We start from the raw sequence: 16100 nt of genomic DNA, 5'->3' as shown, positions 1-16100 counted from the left end.
GCCGATGTTTGACCGGGCCCCAGATGTGTACGCGCACACCATGACCGAGACGCAACGAGAGACAGAGCGGAAGTACGAAGCACCCTCGGCCGACGACACCTCGTGGCTGCCCGACCTCACCGGTACGGACGCGATCGCGTCCGTCGTGGACCGGGGCACCGAGGACCTGGACGCCGTGTACTACGACACCGACGACCTGAGGCTGGCCCGCGCCTCGGCCACGCTCCGGCGCAGGACGGGCGGAAGCGACGCGGGCTGGCACCTCAAACTGCCGCTGTCCGGCGACAGCCGGGAGGAGGTGCGGGCCCCGCTGTCCGAAGAACTCCCGGACGCCTTGCGGGAGTTGACGCTCTCCCGGACCCGGGGCGCGGAGCTGCGGCCGGTGGTCCGCATCCGTTCCGCCCGCGGCGTACGGCAGCTCGTCGACTCCGGCGGAGGGGCCCTCGCCGAGCTGAGCGTGGACGCGGTCCGCGCCGAGTCGCTGCTCGGCACGGGTACCCGGGCCGCGTGGACCGAGATGGAGGTCGAACTCGCGACGGACAGCGACCCCGGGCTGCTGGACGCCGTGGAGAAGACGCTGGGCTCCCACGGCATCCGCCGCGCGCACAGCCCCTCCAAGCTGGCTCGCGCCCTGGAGGAGACGGAGATCGGGGCGCCCCGGGTGCCGGACGCGCGTGCCGAGACCGTGGTGCCGGGGTCCGCCGGCGACGAGATCCTGCGGTATGTGGACGAACGGGTCCGCGCCCTGGTGGACCTGGACCCCGCCGTCCGCCGCGGCCTGCCCGACGCCGTGCACCAGATGCGCACCACGTGCCGACGGCTGCGCAGCGTCCTGCGCTCCTACCGGTCGGTCCTGGACCGCGAGGTCACCGACCCCGTCCGCGACGAACTCAAGTGGCTGGGCGCCGAACTGGGCGCGGAACGCGACCATGAGGTCCTTCGGGAGCGACTGGCCGCCCGGATCGAGGAGTTGCCCCGCGAACTCGTCTTCGGCGAGACCGCCGCACGCTTTCAGGTGTGGGACGTCGGCGACACCTCCGAGGCCCGCCTGCGCACGCTCGCCGCCCTGAACTCCCCCCGCCACCTCGCCCTGTTGAACAGTCTGGCGACGCTGACGGAACGCCCCCCGCTGCGCGGCAGGGCCGCCCGGCCGCCGGAGAAGGTCATGGCCAAGGCCGTCCTCAAGGAGTACGACCGCCTGTCCGACCGCATGGCCCATGCGCTGGACCTCCCGCCGGGAACGAAACGCGACAAGGCCCTGCACGAGGCCCGCAAGGCGGCCAAGAAGACGCGGTACGCCACCGAACCGGCCCGCGCCGCGCTCGGCAAACCGGCCAAGCGGCTGGGCAGGCGGGTCAAGGCCGTCCAGCAGGTGCTCGGCGACCACCAGGACAGCGTCGTGGCGCGCGACGCCGTGCGGACGGTGGCCCTGGCGGCGCACGCGGCGGGTGAACCGAGCTTCACCTGGGGCCTGTTGTACGGCCAGGAGCAGGCCGCGGCCGAGCGGGACGAACGGGAAATCCCGCCCGTGTGGGCCGAGGCGTCGCGCCGGGCGCTGCGCAAGGCGCTCAGCCGTTGAGGACACCCGGCAGCGCCAGCGCAGCCAGCACGGTCGTGCCCACCAGCAGCCACGCCACGTAGTCGCCGATGTGGCCGGACTGGAGGCGTCGTAGCGGAGCCGTCCATGAGGGGTCGCCGAGTGGCTTCGGGTGGGTCACGGCGAGTGCGGCCAGGGCGAGGGCCAGCAGGGTCGAGGCGAGGCCGAGGAGCACGCCGGCGAGAGTCCAGTGCGGGGCGGGGGCGGCCCGGCCCGACACCGCGTGTCCGACCGCTGTGGCGAAGCCGGGCAACGCGCCCATGGCGAGGGACAGGACCAACAGCACGGCGGGCACCGCGGTCATGGTGTCCGGCACCCGGCTCAGCCGGTTCCGCGTCTCCGGTTCCTCCCGCTCGCCGGTGGTCTCGTACGACGACTCGTCGCCGGGCCGGGGGCCGAGGCCGAAGAACACGCGTGCGGCGACCCGGAGCACCGCGCCCGCGGTGACCGCCGACACGGCGACGACCAGGACGGTCAACGGGCCGCCCACCGCCTCCTCCAGCACCGCCTTCCCGAGGCCGATGCCGAAGGGCGGCAGCCCGGCGAGGCTCAGCGCGCCGACGACGTACAGCACGGCCACCGCGCGCAGTTCGCGGGCGCGTCCGTGCAGGGCGTGTTCGTCCACCGAGCCGTAGCGGTCCAGGAGAGCGCCGGTGCAGGCGAACAGGGCGGCCTTCACACCCGCGTGGCCCAGGAGATACAGGGCGACTCCGTCGTCGGCCTCGGGGCCGAGGCTGCCGATGCCGATGAGGAAGAGCCCCATGTGGGCGACCGTGGAGTACGCCAGCAGCCGTTTGATGTGCCGCTGGTACCAGCACATCACCGCGCCGACCAGGCCGGTCAGGGCACCGAGGACGACCAGGGCGCGTTCGAGGTCCGACGCCGGGATGCCGCCCGGGCCCGAGAAGACCCTGTGGTAGACCCGCCAGACGCCGTACGCGCCGAGTTCGACCATGACGCCGGACAGCAGCATGCACACGGGCGTCGGCGCGACCGCGTGCGCGTCCGGCAGCCAGAAGTGGAACGGCACGGCGGCGGCCTTGACCAGCAGTCCGGTCAGGACGAGCGCGAAGGCCGCGAGGGTGAGGGCGTCGGGGCCACCGTGCCGGTCGAGGCCCGCGCCGATCTTCGTCATGGCGAGTTCGCCGGTGCGCGCGTACAGCAGGCCGATGCCCATCAACATGGCGTACGCGCCGAGGGAGTTGAGGACGCCGAAGGACAACGCGCCCTGGACGGCCTTGGGTTCCTCCACACGGTGTCCGGTCAGCGCGTATGCCACGACGCCCATCAGCTCGAAGAACACGAAGGCGTCGAACAGGTCGCCCGCGATCGCGAAGCCGCACATGCCGCCCTGGAAGAGCAGCATCAGGGCGGGGAAGGAGCCCGCGTGGCGGTGGGGCGCCGCGTCGAAGTAGTGCCAGGAGTACACCAGCGCCGCCACGGTCAGCAGCGAGGCGAGCGCGGCCATGCCGAGTCCGGGGCCGTCCCCGACCAGGACGATGCCGACGCTCTCGCCGCCCTTCGGGTTCCAGCCGCCGACCCAGTCGACAAGCGGCGGTGAGGAGTTGAGGAGGAGTACGACGGCGAGTCCGGCCGTGCCCGCGGCGAAGACGCAGCCGAGCGTCTCGGCGGCGGCGCGGGGCAGGTGGCGTCCGGCGGCGACGAGGAGAGTGGCTCCGAGCAGGGGGAGGGCGACGAGGACCGGGAGCAGGTGGTGCATCAGCCGCGCAGCTCCGAGAGTTCGTCCGGGTCGAGCGTGCCGTGGAGCTTGGAGACCTGGAGGACGAGGGCGAGGAGTACGGCGGTCACCGTGGCCCCCACGACCACGTCGGTGAGAGCGAGGGCCTGGACCACCGGGTCGACGACGGGGCGTGAGCCGGGCTTCAGGTCGGAGAAGACGGGCGCGGTGGCGCCGTCGCGGTAGCCGACGGCCAGCAGCAGGACATAGGTGGCTGACTGGCAGACGGCCAGGCAGCCCACGGCGTGGATGAGGTTCCGGCTGGTCGCCAGCCCGTAGCAGCCGACGAGGAACACCCAGGCGGCGACGAGGTACGGGAACACCGACATCACTTCGCGTCTCCGCTCTCGATCTCGACAGCCTGGTCCAGGAAGTGGGCGAGCAGGACGACGACCGAGCAGGCGACCTCCATGCCGATGGCCGCGTTCAGGAGGGGGACCGTGCCGCCCGAGGAGAGGGTGTTGAAGGTGCCGTAGGGAAGGAAGTTGGCGAGGAACGCTGTGCCGGCGACCAGTCCCGCCAGGCCCAGGACGAGGTAGGCGGAGGCGGCGAGGGCGTCGGCGATCTCGTAGGTGCCGACCGGGCGGACGCGTTCCAGGGCGCGGTAGTCGGCGCCGAGGTAGAGCAGGTGGAGGGCGGTCGCCACGACGACACCGCCCTGGAAGCCGCCGCCGGGGCTGAGCTGGCCGTGCGCGATCACGTACAGGCCGGTGACGACGGCGACGGGGAGGACGAGGAGGGCGTACCGGCGTACGGGGAGGGCGACGTGCCCGGGTTCGGGGGCGGCGCGGTGTTCGTCGCGGGTCTGGCGCAGCAGGACGACGGTGCCCAGGACGGACGCGAAGAGGATGCTCATCTCGCCGAGGGTGTCGAAGGCGCGCTGGTCGAAGTTGACGGAGGCGATGGTGTTCGCGGTGTGCCGGGCGAGGGAGGCGCGCACCACCCGGTCCCCGTAGGGGTGTCGGGCCCCGCCGAAGCCCGGCAGGTCGAAGCAGGCGGCGACCAGCAGGACCGCGAGGCCCGTGCCGCCGACGGCCATGACGAGCAGCCGTGCCCGCCGGGTCATCGTTCCGTCTCCTTGCGTCGCTCCGGCCGCCGGACCTTGCGCACGGACAGCATGATCAGCAGGGGAGTGAGGGCGGAGCCCACGGCGAGTTGGGACAGCGCCACGTCGGGGGCCTGGAGCACGGTGAACAGGACGGCGAGGACCGTTCCGAGGACGGCCAGGACGAGCGCCTGCCGTGCGGGGTCGCGGACGGCCACGGCGGCGGTCGCGGACGCGGCGACCAGCAGCAGCGCGACGACGATCAGCGGATCATCCACGCCGGCTCCCCGCGAAGCCGCCGGACAGGGCACGGGACGCGGTGAGGTTCCCGCCGATCAACAGGGCGCCGACGACCAGGAGTTTGGCCAGGGCGCGCCCCGGGCCCGCGGCCACGCACACGGCGATCACGACGGCACCGCCGAACCCCGCGACCGCGTACGTGAGTCCCCAAGCGCGAGGAGGATCGTCCGCAAGGTCCTCCGCGAGCAGCCGGGCGAAGACGAGTGTGCCGACCGGGCCCAACAGGGCCAGCAGCAGCGCGAGATCGACGTACGACGGGCGGTCGTAGCCCTGGGACAGGAGGAGCAGTACGGGGCAGGCCAGCGAGGTGGACAGGTTCTGCGCCACGACCCGGCGGCGCAGCGGGCCCGTGGCGACGCCCCAGACCGCGGCCCCGACGCCCGCGGTGAGCGCGGCGGTCGCGGCGACGGTCCAGCCGTTCACCACCCGCTCACCGCGCGGCGCGCACCCCACGCGGCGAACGCGCCGATCAGCGCGGCGGACGCCCCCACGACGAGTTCCAGGGTGTCCACCGCGCTGATGAAGACCAGCCACAGCAGGGCGAGAACGGCCCACCATGCCAGGACCTCACCCGCGCCCAGGAGCGTTCTACGCCGGTTCACATGGCACCTCCGCCGGGACCCGTCCACCCGAATTCAACCGGTTTGCTTCCGTGGCGTCATCCAAGCACCGCCGATCCTCCTGGCGGTGGCGGCACGCGACGACCTGCCGTTCCGAGTGCGCGGGTGTCCTCGGAGCGGCGGGACAAACCTCCGTGTCGGAATGGCGTCCACCGGGTACGCGGTGGCGGTACCCGAAGATCCGGGACTCCACCGCAGAGGAGACAGCATGCTCCGCCTCCGCAACCGGCCCGCCGGGACCGAGGAGTCCCTGCCCTTCACCGCCCTGATGTGCCTGTACGGCGATCGGGTCACATCCCTCGCGCACGGCGGGCGTTCGGACCCGAGCGCCCGGTGCCTCGTGCTGCCGCACTGACCCAGGGCTGCCAGGGACCCGCACAGAACCGGTCCACGACGTGGCCACATGGCAACCCGCAGAAGGAGATCGAACACGATGCGTATCGCATTCCTGATGGCGCCCGAAGGCGTCGAGCAGATCGAACTGACCGAGCCGTGGCAGGCGGTCATCGACCAGGGACACGAGCCGGTCCTCGTGTCGACCGAACCCGGACAGATCCAGGCGTTCAACCACCTTGACAAGGCCGAGGTGTTCCCGGTCCAGCTGACCGTGCGCGACGCGTCGGCCGACACCTTCGACGGCCTGGTGCTCCCGGGCGGGGTCGCCAACCCCGACATGCTGCGCACCGACGAGGGCGCCGTGGCGTTGGTCCGCGGCTTCTTCGACCTGGGCCGTCCGGTCGCCGCGATCTGTCACGCGCCGTGGACGCTGATCGAGGCGGACGTGGTCACGGGCCGCACGCTGACCTCGTGGCCGAGTCTGCGCACGGACATCCGCAACGCGGGCGGCACCTGGGTCGACGAACAGGTGAGCGTGTGCGATCACGGCCCGAACACGCTCGTCACAAGCCGTAAGCCCGACGACCTGAAGGCGTTCTGCGAAACCTTCCTCGACGAGTTCGCCAAGGCCCGGAAGGCACCCTGACCGGACCCCCTGACAGGACGTCCGCCCCCCTCGATCACCGGGAACCCGCCTCAGCGCATCCAGCGGCCCGCCACGTCGGGCCGCTCGCAGAGGGGAGTCGGCGGTGGTCGAGGCACGCGGACCGACGGCGGCACTGGACACCCGGGCCCTGGAGATTCTGAGCTACAACGGCATTCAGGCGCGTCGATATGGGCGTCACTTCCCGATCGATCTGGGTGTCACTTCCCCAGTCGGGGCAGCACCTTGGTGCGGTAGAAGTCGAAGAAGCCCTGTTGGTCCGGGCCGATCTGGTTGATGTAGACGGTGTCGAACCCGGCGTCGGTGTACTGCTCGACCGCCTTCACATGGGCGTCCGGATCGTCGCCGCAGGTGACGCCGGCCGCGACACGATCGGGGCCGACGAGTTCCGAGGCCTGCTCGAAGTGGCGTGGGGTGGGCAGGAGTTGAGCGAGTTCGCCAGGCAGCTGTTCATTGGCCCACAGGCGGTGCGCCGTACGCACGGCTTCTTCCTTGTCGGTCCCCCAGCACACCTTGAGTCCGGCGGAGACGGGCTTGGTTCCGCCGCCGCTGCGCCGGAACCGCTCGATGGCGGGGGCGTCCGGTGCCATGGTGATGAATCCGTCCCCGACGCGGCCGGCGACCTCGGCGGCGTGCGGGCCGAAGGCGGATACATCGATGGGCACCGGCTCGTCCGGGACCGTGTACAGCCGGGCGTTCTCCACCGTGTAATGCTCGCCCCGGTGGCTGATCTGCTTCCCGGTGAACAGTTCCCGCATCACGTGCACCGCTTCCTCCAGCATCGCCAGGCGCACATCGGCCTCGGGCCACGCGTCACCGAGGATGTGCTCGTTGAGCGCCTCGCCGCTGCCGATACCCAGCCGGAACCGGCCGTTCAGCTGTACGGCACTGGTGGCCGCGGCCTGGGCGACCACCGCCGGGTGCATACGGATGAGGGGGCAGGTCACGGCGGTCTGCACGGGCAGTGAGACGGCCTGTGAGAGGGCGCCGATCACCGACCAGACGAACGGGCTCTGCCCTTGCGCGTCGTTCCAGGGGTGGTAGTGGTCGGAGATCCACAACGACGTGAACCCCGCCTGTTCCGCCATCCTGGCCTGCTCCACCAGCTCGGCGGGACCGTGCTCCTCGCACGACAGGAAGTATCCGAACTCCGTCATGGCGCTCTCCTCGCGGGTAGCGGATCGTGCGCCCACGGGTGACCCGGACGGGCACCGGGAAACGTCGGCCCCGGATGCCCCTAAGCCGGGCCGGAGACCGCGTCGACCGCCGCGGACAGCTGTTGCCGCAGAGACGGGGACAGCGGGGGCCCATTGACCGATTCGACGAGTTCTTCGGCGAGTTGGTGGAGTTTGGTGTTCGTGTGCTGGGAGACGTCGGCCAGGACGTTCCAGGCGTCCTCGGGACTGAGGCCGAAGGTGGCCATCAGGGTTCCGCGGGCCAGGTCGATGACCGGCCGGGTCAGCATCGCGCGCTTGAGCTGCGCGACCTCGACGCGCAGCTCCTCGACCTCGTCGGAGACCCCGTACTCCTCCATGAGGCCGTGCGGTGCGGGGGAATGCCGGTGCCCGTCGTGGACCACGCCGTCGACGGGCGTAGGCGCATCGGTGAACAGCGACGACGTGTCGGTGAGGGCCAGCAGTCTCTCGACCCCCGGGGCGGCGGCTCGGATGCGGAGGGTCTTGCCGTCCGTCAGGGCGATACGGCGGACACGCAGCAGGACGTTGAGCCCCGAACAGTCGCAGAAGCCGACTCCTGTCAGGTCGAGGTCCACTCCTTCGGACGACCGGGCGAGCGCCAGGCGCAGGGCGCGCCGCAGCGTCTGTTCGGTGTCTATGTCGAGCTCTCCGGAGACCACCACGACCGTCCGGGTCCCGGCCGGACGCGTCACGATCTCCAGGTAGGCCGGCGGGGCGACCGGCGCCGGGACGCAGGGGGTCGCCTGGACGGCTGCGCTGCTCCTGGGGGGAGCGGAAGGGTCGTGTTCCGGCATGGCGGTCTCTCCCGAAGCCTTCGCCTGTCCTCTGCCGGTACAAGTTTCTTCCGGTGCATGAAACACGTCAAGAGATGCATGAAATTTATTTCGCGTCTTGATATGCGTGAAACCTGGCTCCTATGCTGGGTTCATGGGTGAAGCATCCGAGACGCACACTGGATGGACGTTCCTCACCAGCCATGCCCGGGTGCTGGCCGCGATCGCCGAGGATCGCCGCACGCGCATCCGTGACATCGCCGCGCGATGCCGGCTCACCGAGAGGGCCGTCCAGAAGATCATTTCCGATCTGGAGGAGGGCGGCTATCTCACCCACACGCGGGAGGGGCGGACCAACGCCTATCGCATCCACCGCGGGACCATCCTGCGGCACCCGGCCGAGGCGGGAGTGAAGGTCGACGTACTGCTGTCCGCGCTTGCGCAGCAGGACGCGCGGAGGAATGCGAGGCAGGACGCAGAGCGTGACGGGCGGCGGGACGCAGAGCGGGACGCGAGGCAGGGCGTGCAGCGGGATGCGCGGCAGGGCGTACAGCGTGACGCGCGGCGGGGCGCAGAGCGTGACCCGCGGCAGGACGTGCAGCGTGGCGCACGGCAGGACGTGCAGCGTGGCGCGCCGCTTGGGATGCCGCGTGAGCGAGACTCCGAATCTGCCAGGTGAGACGGCGGCAGCCGCTCAGCCACATTGATTCATCAGCGCTTCGCCGCTTTTGGCCGCCGAGACGGGGTATGCCATACGCCCGTCTCGGTGAGCGCGGTGCGGGAACTCCCCGACACGCTGCTGCCTTCGCCTATGGCTGTTCAAGGACTGCGTCGACGGGTCTCGTGAGTTCGGGCGACCTGGATCTTCGGTAGGCGTGCCGTCGACCGGCTGTCAGGTGTGGGCGGCTTCGAGGATGGCCGGAGGGGCCTTCTTGTCGAGAGCGACACGGACCAGGGCTGCGGCTACCACAGCGGGCTCCGCGCCGTCCGCCAGGCCAAGCAGGGCCGAGGGTTTCGTGGGCAGATCCAGGGCGCGGGCGCCTTCGAGTGCTTTGGCGTCGAGATACGGCGCGGTCTCGGGCCAGACCGCCTGTGCCTCGCGCAGGAAGATGTCGGCGCCGGCCGGTCCCACTCCGGGGAACTCCTGGAGCAGGCGTCGCATCGTCGCCGTGTCGCCCTCGGCATGGTCGCGCAACCGTCGCAGGTCGCCGCCGTAGCGTTCGGTGGCCAGTTTCGCGCCGTCGCCGAGTTGGGTGGCGGTGCGTTCGTCGTAGCGCCGGTAGCCGCCTCGGCCGAGCGCGTCGACGCGCTGCTGCCAGGTGGCCTGTGCCATCCGGCGTGGATCACGCATTCCGGCGGCGGCCAGTTCTCGGGCAGCGGCGACCGCGATGTCGGCCCGGATACGCGCACTGAGCAGGCAGGCGAGCACGAGCAGCCGGTACAACGGCTGAGGGGTGTCCTTGAGCGGGATGCCCGCCTCGTCGGCGTAGGTGCGGCCGTGGGCGTCCAGCAGCGCCCGCATCACCCCGCGTTGAGTGGTCGTCGCCATTCGATCTCACCTCCGAAGACCGCGGACGGTGTTCCGTATGGGTGGGGGAGGACGCGATGACACCCCTCGAAGGGGAGGGAAGCGTGCCTGCCGGGCCGAATCGCGTTATGGGAGTCCCGTGTGCCCGCTCTGCGTGGCCCGAAACGGACCGGGGCTGGGACAGGCGTGTCCGAAACGGACCGGGCCGGGACAGGCGCTGTCCCACGGGCGCCGGAACGGGAGGCGGTAATCCCTGATACGCGAGCCGACTAGGAGCGAACCCCAACAGGTCTTTTCCACCACGGGGTTGCCCTTCGGTTTCCGGTCGCGACACCGGGGCACTCGGGCCGGGATGCGGACGGACGAGCGGAATTCGGGGCAAGTCATGGAGGAGGCGTTCATGGAATGGGCACAGCGGGCTGCCTGCGTTGATGAGGACCCGGAGTTGTTCTTTCCCCTCAGTTCCACAGGACCGGCGCTTCGGCAGGAACTCGCCGCCAAGCGCGTCTGCCTCCGGTGCCCCGTGATTCGGCAGTGCCTCGACTGGGCGATGGGCAGCGGTCAGGTCCACGGCGTGTGGGGCGGAACGAGCGAACGGGAGCGCGCCGAACTGCACAGGACGACTGCCCTGGTGACCGCGCACGAACGAACCCGTTGAGCCCTTGCGCCCCTCGGTGATCGAGACCGGCGTCCGGAATCCGGTGGGCGGCTCTTGGGCGGAGGCCGCCCCCGCCGTCGGTGTCGACGGCGGGGGCAAGCATGACCTTCTCTGTCGGCACGCTTCCTCGCCCGGAGCCACGATCAAGCGGCCACCGCTGTCCGTCTTCGCCTCGTCGTCCAGCGGCTCTTCCCGTCCGCGAGACTCCCGGACCGTCGCCCCGCAGGAGGGGTCGGGACGGGAGGGGCCGGGAGGGTGCGCCGCCTGTCACCGGCCCACTCGCGGAGGTCGTCAGTGCGCGGAACGCGACGCCCCGCCGAACAATCGTGCGAGTGCCCGGAACGGCAGCGTGACGACGGTGGCGATCGCACTGCCGATGCTGCGGAGCACGTCAGCGATGGCGCGGAACATGGATGCCTCCAGGATCTGTCTGTTTCTCGGGCGGCTGTCGACTCGCCGGGTACCCGCCAAGGCGTCAGGTACTCGGTACCGCGAGGCGGGACCGGCGCGGCGAAGAGATCCCGGGCCTCGAACTCGTCGGAGCGCCCCGGTCCGCCGTGACCGATGTGACGATTCCGCCGTTTGGGAGGGTGTGAGCACCCGGCCGTGGATCGTGGACGACGACTTGTGGGCGCCGATCGAGCCGCTGTCGCCGCCCCAGCCGGGGAAGCCGCCGGGTCCGCTGTCGGCGCCGGACCGGCCCTGTCCGCAGGGCATCCCGTACGTTCCGCACAACGACATGGTTCGGCAACGCCTGCCGTTGGAGCTGGAGTTCGGCTCTTCCTCCTCGGAGAGAGGGGCTACGACTCCCCTCCCGACCGGCGGGTGCACGAGCGGCAGATCCCGTCGGTCATCTCCCGCAAGGGCTCCCCGACCATCAAGGGGCTGGGCAGACTTCCCTGCGCCGGGGAGGAGGCCCTTGCCCCGCTCCACCCTGGACCGCGTCACGAGCACTTACAGATCCTTTAGGGCTTGCGCAAGCCAAGAACCATTACACTCTCCACCCCTTGGCGCTCACGCGCATGCGGTCGGCTCCAGTCACCGCAGTTTTCGTTCATCGGGGGAGATGCATGCCGGATTCTGAGCTTGTGAGGGAGGACGTCGGTGTCGCCTTCGAGGTGATCCTGGACCGTGCTCTCAACTCCGGGCGGGTCAGGGAAGCGCTGGACCGTGCCGGGGAGGCGGTCGACCGGGAGGAACTGCGGACGCAGGCGCTCCAGGCCCGTGACGCCATCGGTGAGGCCGCCGACGCGGGCTATCGCGACTACCTGGCCTCCGGCGACGTGCAGGGCGGTCAGCGCGGCTCCGCTTGTCTCGACGCGGCCGGTGCGCGTCGTGGCGGATGGCTCATGGCCGTGCTCGTCCTGGTGGCCGTCGTCGCGGCGGGGTTGCTGGCCGTCGGTTTCGGGCTACGGGTTTTCGGCGGGCGGCCCTACGTCGGCGACGGGCTGATCACGGCGGGGTTGATCACCGGAGCCGTGGCCGCCGGGGCGCTGGTGGGTGATGTCGTCTGGGCGCTCATGGCGGGGGCCCGCGACCGTCGCGGCGTGGACGACAGCGCGGACGGCGGAGCGGACGACGGTCGGGGGCCGGAGGCCGCCTGGGTGCGGGAGGAGTGGGAACTCGCCCTCCTGGAGTGGGGGATGGTGCCGTTCCTGCTGGAGTGCATCGAGGAGTCGAGCGTGAAGAATCAGCCCACGTCCACGCCTCCCACCTCCTGACCCAATTCGGCCTGCTTTGGCCTGCGCGGTCAGGGTCCGAATCCATCCTGGTATCTTCTACAGCGTTGTAGATATAAGGAATGGGACGGCCGACCGGGACGCCTCGTGCGCGGCTCCGGCGGCCCGGGACAATCGGAGTTGGCATGGCCCTGTGGGACCGCTTCAAGGAGTCCGCGTCGACGATGCAGACCCAACTCGTGGCGAAGAAGAACGACCTGAAGAGCGGAGCCTTCCGCGACGCGAGCATGGCGATGTGCGCGCTCGTCGCCGCCGCCGACGGGAAGATCGACCCGTCCGAGCGGCAGCGCGTCGCCCAACTCATCTTCAGCAACGAGGTGTTGCAGAACTTCCCGGCCGACGACCTCCAGCGCCGTTTCGACGACAACCTCAACAAGCTGACCGCCGACTTCGACTTCGGCAAGGTGGGTGTGTTGCAGGAGATCGCCAAGGCGAAGAAGAAGCCGGCCGAGGCGCGTGCCGTCATCCAGATCGGCATCGTCATCGGCGGCGCCGACGGGGACTTCGACGCCACGGAGCGGGCCGTCGTCCGCGACGCGTGCTTCGCGCTGGGGCTGCCGCCGCACGAGTTCGACCTCTGACCCGCTCTCGCCGCTGAGCGCAACACCACCGTGGCCGGCGGGACTCAACTCCCGTCGGCCACGGTGGTGTTGTCGTCCGCGACGGGACTCGACCCCCGCCAGGCGCGGTGGTGTGGTCGGGTGCAACGCGCCGGGCCGGCGACACTCCGCCTACAGCGGTGTCGCCGCGTGCAGGAGCAGCAACAGCGTCACCGCCGAGTTCGCCGAGAACATCGCGGACAGAGCCGCACCCGTCGCCGCGCTCCAGAGCGCCAGGCCCACCGTGGTGAAAAGGGGCGGCCAGGTGCGGGCCGGGGGCGGTGGGGCCAGCAGGGCGGCGACCCGGCGGGGGAGTGGGCCCGGTGCCGCGAGGGCCGCCAGGGTCGGTGCCGGGGTGCCGCGCGAGACGAGGGCCGCCTTGCCGATCGCGCGGGCGACGGCCTTGCGGCTGCCGACGGACTGGGCGGCCTCCTCGTCCGCCCAGCGCTCCGTGACGTAGGAGACCGCCGTGCGCAGGGGGAGCAGGAACGGGTTCGCCTGTGCGGCCAGTTGGGCGATCAGCAGGTGGCGGTGGTGCCGGGCGGTGAGGTGGGCCCGCTCGTGGGCGAACAGGGCGCGGCGTTCCCGGGAGTTCAGGCAGGCGAGCATCGCCGTGGTGACCACGACGCGGTCGCGTGGGCCGGCGGGCAGGGCGTAGGCGTACGGCTCGTCGTCGGGGAGGACCGCGACCGACGTGTCGCGCAGGCCGGCGAGTGCCGCATGGGCCGTGCGCCGAACTCGGCGGTGGCGCAGGAGAGTTCGGCCGCAGCCGAGGACGACCGCGAGGAGCACGGGAATCGCGGCCTTTCCCACGATCTCGTCGTGCGGCACGCTCTCCCGTACCTCGGGGTCCGACCAGCCGTCCGGCAGCGGGTTGCCCGGGAGTTGGGCGGTGCCGACCACCATCAGCAGGCCCACGCACAGCGTGCTGCACAGGGCCATGACGGCGGCCATGACGCTCAACAGGCCTGTGGCGGTGCGTGGATGGAGGTGCTCGGTGGCCAGGCGGGCGATCGGCCAGGCCGTCAGCGGCAGGACGAGCGGCAGCAGGACGAAGAAGCCCACGGAACGTCAGCCCGCCGACTCGTCGGCGGCCTGGTCGAGCAGGTCGCGCAGCAGTTGCTCGTCGTCGTCGGGGAGTGCCGTGATGAAGCTGGCCAGCACCGCCCGGCGGTCCTGCTCGCGGTCGAGCACCTTGCGCATCTTCAGCGCGGCGAGTCCCGCCTCGTCCGCGGCGGGCGACCAGACGAACGAGCGGCCCTCCCGTACGCGGGTCACGGCCTGCTTCTCCAGCAGCCGGCTCAGCACGGTCATCACCGTCGTGTAGGCGAGCGCGGCGTCCAGCCGCTCCTGCACCCAGGCCGCGGTCACGGGTGCGCCGGCCGTACGCAGCACGCCGAGCACCTGGATCTCCAGCTCGCCCTGCGCTCTGCGCTGCGGGCGCGGATCAGGCTCCGCCACGTTCCGTCTCCTGCCTGCCGGTGCGGGGTCGTGAGCGTCCCATCGTATCGACGCGGTGTCGGTGGGCCTGTCGACCCGGTGACGGTCGGTGTACCCACGCGGTTCCGGTCGACCGTGCCGTCCGCCCTCGATTATTTCTACATTGTTGTAGATTCTAGTGCGGGCCCGCGCCGCGCGGGCCCGGACCATCGGCGTGTGTGGAGGGACGATTCATGGGTGTTTCCCTGTCCAAGGGCGGCAACGTTTCGCTGAGCAAGGAGGCGCCGGGTCTTTCGGCGGTGCTGGTCGGGCTCGGCTGGGACGTGCGCACCACCACCGGCACCGACTTCGACCTGGACGCCTCGGCGCTGCTGCTCACCGCCTCGGGCAAGGTCCTCTCGGACCAGCACTTCGTCTTCTACAACAACCTCAAGAGCCCCGACGGTTCGGTGGAGCACACCGGCGACAACACCACCGGTGAGGGCGAGGGCGACGACGAGTCCCTCAAGGTGGACCTCGCCGCCGTACCCGCGGAGGTCGACAAGATCGTGTTCCCCGTCTCGATCCACGACGGCGAGTCCCGCGGGCAGAGCTTCGGCCAGGTCCGCAACGCCTTCATCCGCGTCGTCAACCAGGCCGGTGGCGCCGAACTCGCCCGCTACGACCTCTCCGAGGACGCCTCGACCGAGACCGCGATGGTCTTCGGCGAGCTGTACCGCAACGGCGCCGAGTGGAAGTTCCGTGCCGTGGGTCAGGGTTACGCGTCCGGGCTGGCAGGGATCGCCTCCGACTTCGGCGTGGGCGTCTGAGAACCGCCGGAAGGAGAGGTCACCCATGTCGGTCAACCTGGGCAAGGGCCAGCAGATCAGCCTGAGCAAGTCGGACGGCAGCGCCCTGAGTTCGGTACGGATGGGGCTCGGCTGGCAGGCCGCGCCCCGCAAGGGTTTCCTGGCCAAGCTGGCCGGGTCCCGCGATATCGACCTGGACGCGTCGGCGCTGCTCTTCGCCGGCCGTGAGCCGGTCGATGTCGTCTTCTTCCAGCATCTGACGAGCGACGACGGCTCGGTCCGGCACACCGGGGACAACCTGACCGGGGGCGCGGGCGCCGGGGGCGACGACGAGACGATCCTCGTCGACCTCGGCCGAGTGCCCGACCGCGTCGACCAGATCGTCTTCACGGTCAACTCGTTCACCGGGCAGACCTTCGCCGAAGTGCAGAACGCCTTCTGCCGGCTGGTCGACGAGACCACCGGGCAGGAGCTGGCCCGCTACACGCTCAGCGGCGGCGGCACGCACACCGCGCAGATCATGGCGAAGCTCCACCGAGTCGGCGGGAGCTGGCAGTTGAAGGCGATCGGCGAGCCCGCGGCCGGCCGGACGTTCCAGGACCTGCTGCCCGCCGTCGCCGCCCATCTGTGACAGCGCCCCCGAACTGCCGGGTCAGTCGCGGGAGTTGCCGAACAGGACGCGGTAGGCGATGAGCAGGACGAGGGAGCCGCCGATCGCCGCACCCCAGGTGTAGAGGTCGAAGAAGTGCTTCTCCACCGGGCGGTCGAAGAACCGGGCCGAGATCCAGCCGCCCACGAACGCGCCCGCGACACCGATGAGGGTCGTGCCGAAGAAACCGCCCGGGTCGCGTCCGGGGAGCAGGAGCTTGGCGATGCCTCCGGCGAGCAGACCGAGGATGATCCAGCCGATGATGCCCACGTCGTTGTCCTCCAGAGAATGTCAGTTGCCCGGTTGCGCAACTCCAAGACATTGGTGAGGACGCGATTCCGGGCGGGTGCGGTTGCGGAGACGGAGCGGCGCCCGCCCCTCCGGGGGCGCTGGATCAGGCGCCTGGGGCGGGTGCCGTCCGACGGGCGTG

General features: G+C 70.9%; 21 protein-coding genes and 1 pseudogene. 9 read left to right on the top strand and 13 right to left on the bottom strand.

Annotated elements, in window-relative coordinates; genetic code table 11:
* Window positions 1-40: 40 nt before the first annotated feature.
* Window positions 41-1579, top strand: coding sequence for a CHAD domain-containing protein (locus ACIRB1_RS17675; RefSeq protein ID WP_403466143.1), 1539 nt, complete (start codon window positions 41-43; stop codon window positions 1577-1579).
* Here ACIRB1_RS17675 and ACIRB1_RS17670 read toward each other — a convergent pair.
* From ACIRB1_RS17670 to ACIRB1_RS17645, 6 genes are read right to left on the bottom strand one after another with little or no spacing between them, the layout of a single operon-like run.
* A complete protein-coding gene (locus ACIRB1_RS17670) occupies window positions 1569-3317 on the bottom strand; it encodes a complex I subunit 5 family protein (protein ID WP_403466142.1) in 1749 nt (582 codons plus the stop codon). The genes ACIRB1_RS17675 and ACIRB1_RS17670 overlap by 11 nt on opposite strands.
* Window positions 3317-3664 carry an NADH-quinone oxidoreductase subunit K gene (locus tag ACIRB1_RS17665; protein ID WP_352179018.1) on the bottom strand — a complete coding sequence of 116 codons (348 nt, stop codon included), beginning with the start codon at window positions 3662-3664 and terminating at the stop codon, window positions 3317-3319. Before ACIRB1_RS17665 ends, ACIRB1_RS17670 begins: the two co-directional genes overlap by 1 nt.
* Entirely contained in the window at window positions 3664-4401 is a 738-nt protein-coding gene (locus tag ACIRB1_RS17660) for an MnhB domain-containing protein (RefSeq protein ID WP_352179017.1), read from the bottom strand. The genes ACIRB1_RS17665 and ACIRB1_RS17660 overlap by 1 nt, the downstream gene beginning before the upstream one ends.
* On the bottom strand, window positions 4398-4658 hold the full coding sequence (locus ACIRB1_RS17655) for a DUF4040 domain-containing protein (RefSeq protein ID WP_352179016.1): 261 nt from the start codon (window positions 4656-4658) through the stop codon (window positions 4398-4400). Before ACIRB1_RS17655 ends, ACIRB1_RS17660 begins: the two co-directional genes overlap by 4 nt.
* On the bottom strand, window positions 4651-5103 hold the full coding sequence (locus ACIRB1_RS17650) for an MrpF/PhaF family protein (protein WP_352179015.1): 453 nt from the start codon (window positions 5101-5103) through the stop codon (window positions 4651-4653). Before ACIRB1_RS17650 ends, ACIRB1_RS17655 begins: the two co-directional genes overlap by 8 nt.
* Window positions 5100-5282, bottom strand: a complete 183-nt coding sequence (locus ACIRB1_RS17645; RefSeq protein ID WP_352179014.1) for a hypothetical protein — start codon at window positions 5280-5282, stop codon at window positions 5100-5102. The genes ACIRB1_RS17650 and ACIRB1_RS17645 overlap by 4 nt, the downstream gene beginning before the upstream one ends.
* Before the next feature lie 226 nt (window positions 5283-5508).
* Here ACIRB1_RS17645 and ACIRB1_RS17640 point away from each other — a divergent pair, with 226 nt between their 5' ends.
* On the top strand, window positions 5509-5655 hold the full coding sequence (locus ACIRB1_RS17640) for a hypothetical protein (protein WP_403466141.1): 147 nt from the start codon (window positions 5509-5511) through the stop codon (window positions 5653-5655).
* Between the two features lie 78 nt (window positions 5656-5733).
* Entirely contained in the window at window positions 5734-6282 is a 549-nt protein-coding gene (locus ACIRB1_RS17635) for a type 1 glutamine amidotransferase domain-containing protein (protein WP_403466140.1), read from the top strand.
* Window positions 6283-6500: 218 nt separating this feature from the next.
* Here ACIRB1_RS17635 and ACIRB1_RS17630 read toward each other — a convergent pair whose 3' ends face one another.
* Together ACIRB1_RS17630 and ACIRB1_RS17625 are read right to left on the bottom strand one after the other, a co-directional pair.
* Window positions 6501-7457 (bottom strand): LLM class F420-dependent oxidoreductase, encoded by a 957-nt coding sequence (locus ACIRB1_RS17630; RefSeq protein ID WP_403466139.1) that lies wholly within the window; start codon window positions 7455-7457, stop codon window positions 6501-6503.
* 80 nt (window positions 7458-7537) lie between these two features.
* On the bottom strand, window positions 7538-8290 hold the full coding sequence (locus ACIRB1_RS17625) for an anti-sigma factor antagonist (RefSeq protein WP_403466138.1): 753 nt from the start codon (window positions 8288-8290) through the stop codon (window positions 7538-7540).
* A 133-nt stretch (window positions 8291-8423) separates the two neighbouring features.
* On the opposite strand from ACIRB1_RS17625, the pseudogene ACIRB1_RS17620 reads away from it, so the two are divergent.
* A pseudogene (locus tag ACIRB1_RS17620) lies at window positions 8424-8744 on the top strand (helix-turn-helix transcriptional regulator); the annotation flags it as partial.
* A 417-nt stretch (window positions 8745-9161) separates the two neighbouring features.
* On the opposite strand, the gene ACIRB1_RS17615 reads toward ACIRB1_RS17620, so the two are convergent.
* Window positions 9162-9818, bottom strand: coding sequence for an endonuclease (locus tag ACIRB1_RS17615; RefSeq protein WP_403466137.1), 657 nt, complete (start codon window positions 9816-9818; stop codon window positions 9162-9164).
* A 331-nt stretch (window positions 9819-10149) separates the two neighbouring features.
* Between ACIRB1_RS17615 and ACIRB1_RS17610 the strand changes: the two genes are divergently transcribed.
* Window positions 10150-10455, top strand: a complete 306-nt coding sequence (locus tag ACIRB1_RS17610) for a WhiB family transcriptional regulator (protein WP_352179008.1) — start codon at window positions 10150-10152, stop codon at window positions 10453-10455.
* Window positions 10456-10746: 291 nt separating this feature from the next.
* Here the strand turns inward: ACIRB1_RS17610 and ACIRB1_RS17605 are convergent, their stop codons facing one another.
* Window positions 10747-10866 (bottom strand): LPFR motif small protein, encoded by a 120-nt coding sequence (locus tag ACIRB1_RS17605; protein ID WP_328833325.1) that lies wholly within the window; start codon window positions 10864-10866, stop codon window positions 10747-10749.
* A 677-nt stretch (window positions 10867-11543) separates the two neighbouring features.
* Between ACIRB1_RS17605 and ACIRB1_RS17600 the strand changes: the two genes are divergently transcribed.
* Window positions 11544-12176 carry a hypothetical protein gene (locus ACIRB1_RS17600; RefSeq protein ID WP_403466136.1) on the top strand — a complete coding sequence of 211 codons (633 nt, stop codon included), beginning with the start codon at window positions 11544-11546 and terminating at the stop codon, window positions 12174-12176.
* Window positions 12177-12319: 143 nt separating this feature from the next.
* Window positions 12320-12775 (top strand): tellurite resistance TerB family protein, encoded by a 456-nt coding sequence (locus ACIRB1_RS17595; RefSeq protein WP_266774781.1) that lies wholly within the window; start codon window positions 12320-12322, stop codon window positions 12773-12775.
* Window positions 12776-12925: 150 nt separating this feature from the next.
* On the opposite strand, the gene ACIRB1_RS17590 is transcribed toward ACIRB1_RS17595, so the two are convergent.
* Together ACIRB1_RS17590 and ACIRB1_RS17585 are read right to left on the bottom strand one after the other, a co-directional pair.
* Window positions 12926-13858 (bottom strand): M56 family metallopeptidase, encoded by a 933-nt coding sequence (locus tag ACIRB1_RS17590; protein ID WP_352179006.1) that lies wholly within the window; start codon window positions 13856-13858, stop codon window positions 12926-12928.
* 6 nt (window positions 13859-13864) lie between these two features.
* Complete coding sequence (locus ACIRB1_RS17585; protein ID WP_352179005.1) at window positions 13865-14254, bottom strand: BlaI/MecI/CopY family transcriptional regulator; 390 nt, start codon at window positions 14252-14254, stop codon at window positions 13865-13867.
* Window positions 14255-14466: 212 nt separating this feature from the next.
* Between ACIRB1_RS17585 and ACIRB1_RS17580 the strand changes: the two genes are divergently transcribed.
* Both ACIRB1_RS17580 and ACIRB1_RS17575 read left to right on the top strand, forming a co-directional pair.
* On the top strand, window positions 14467-15042 hold the full coding sequence (locus ACIRB1_RS17580) for a TerD family protein (protein WP_352179004.1): 576 nt from the start codon (window positions 14467-14469) through the stop codon (window positions 15040-15042).
* 25 nt (window positions 15043-15067) lie between these two features.
* Window positions 15068-15652, top strand: coding sequence for a TerD family protein (locus ACIRB1_RS17575; RefSeq protein ID WP_352179003.1), 585 nt, complete (start codon window positions 15068-15070; stop codon window positions 15650-15652).
* A gap of 21 nt (window positions 15653-15673) precedes the next feature.
* Here the strand turns inward: ACIRB1_RS17575 and ACIRB1_RS17570 are convergent, their stop codons facing one another.
* Window positions 15674-15940 carry a GlsB/YeaQ/YmgE family stress response membrane protein gene (locus tag ACIRB1_RS17570; protein ID WP_352179002.1) on the bottom strand — a complete coding sequence of 89 codons (267 nt, stop codon included), beginning with the start codon at window positions 15938-15940 and terminating at the stop codon, window positions 15674-15676.
* Between the last annotated feature and the right edge of the window lie 160 nt (window positions 15941-16100).

It is taken from the genome of Streptomyces sp. NPDC096013, assembly GCF_044763565.1.
Taxonomy (GTDB): domain Bacteria; phylum Actinomycetota; class Actinomycetes; order Streptomycetales; family Streptomycetaceae; genus Streptomyces.
The sequence above is the reverse complement of the archived record's forward strand: the minus strand, read 5'-3'. Positions and strand labels throughout refer to the sequence as shown.

Coding starts and splice junctions, on each gene's coding strand:
- ACIRB1_RS17630 (WP_403466139.1), bottom strand. CDS start 7,457: ATGACGGAGTTCGGATACTTCCTGTCGTGCGAGGAGCACGGTCCCGCC.
- ACIRB1_RS17615 (WP_403466137.1), bottom strand. CDS start 9,818: ATGGCGACGACCACTCAACGCGGGGTGATGCGGGCGCTGCTGGACGCC.
- ACIRB1_RS17575 (WP_352179003.1), top strand. CDS start 15,068: ATGTCGGTCAACCTGGGCAAGGGCCAGCAGATCAGCCTGAGCAAGTCG.
- ACIRB1_RS17610 (WP_352179008.1), top strand. CDS start 10,150: ATGCGGACGGACGAGCGGAATTCGGGGCAAGTCATGGAGGAGGCGTTC.
- ACIRB1_RS17605 (WP_328833325.1), bottom strand. CDS start 10,866: ATGTTCCGCGCCATCGCTGACGTGCTCCGCAGCATCGGCAGTGCGATC.
- ACIRB1_RS17665 (WP_352179018.1), bottom strand. CDS start 3,664: ATGTCGGTGTTCCCGTACCTCGTCGCCGCCTGGGTGTTCCTCGTCGGC.
- ACIRB1_RS17595 (WP_266774781.1), top strand. CDS start 12,320: ATGGCCCTGTGGGACCGCTTCAAGGAGTCCGCGTCGACGATGCAGACC.
- ACIRB1_RS17580 (WP_352179004.1), top strand. CDS start 14,467: ATGGGTGTTTCCCTGTCCAAGGGCGGCAACGTTTCGCTGAGCAAGGAG.
- ACIRB1_RS17635 (WP_403466140.1), top strand. CDS start 5,734: ATGCGTATCGCATTCCTGATGGCGCCCGAAGGCGTCGAGCAGATCGAA.
- ACIRB1_RS17660 (WP_352179017.1), bottom strand. CDS start 4,401: ATGACCCGGCGGGCACGGCTGCTCGTCATGGCCGTCGGCGGCACGGGC.
- ACIRB1_RS17625 (WP_403466138.1), bottom strand. CDS start 8,290: ATGCCGGAACACGACCCTTCCGCTCCCCCCAGGAGCAGCGCAGCCGTC.
- ACIRB1_RS17675 (WP_403466143.1), top strand. CDS start 41: ATGACCGAGACGCAACGAGAGACAGAGCGGAAGTACGAAGCACCCTCG.
- ACIRB1_RS17640 (WP_403466141.1), top strand. CDS start 5,509: ATGCTCCGCCTCCGCAACCGGCCCGCCGGGACCGAGGAGTCCCTGCCC.
- ACIRB1_RS17670 (WP_403466142.1), bottom strand. CDS start 3,317: ATGCACCACCTGCTCCCGGTCCTCGTCGCCCTCCCCCTGCTCGGAGCC.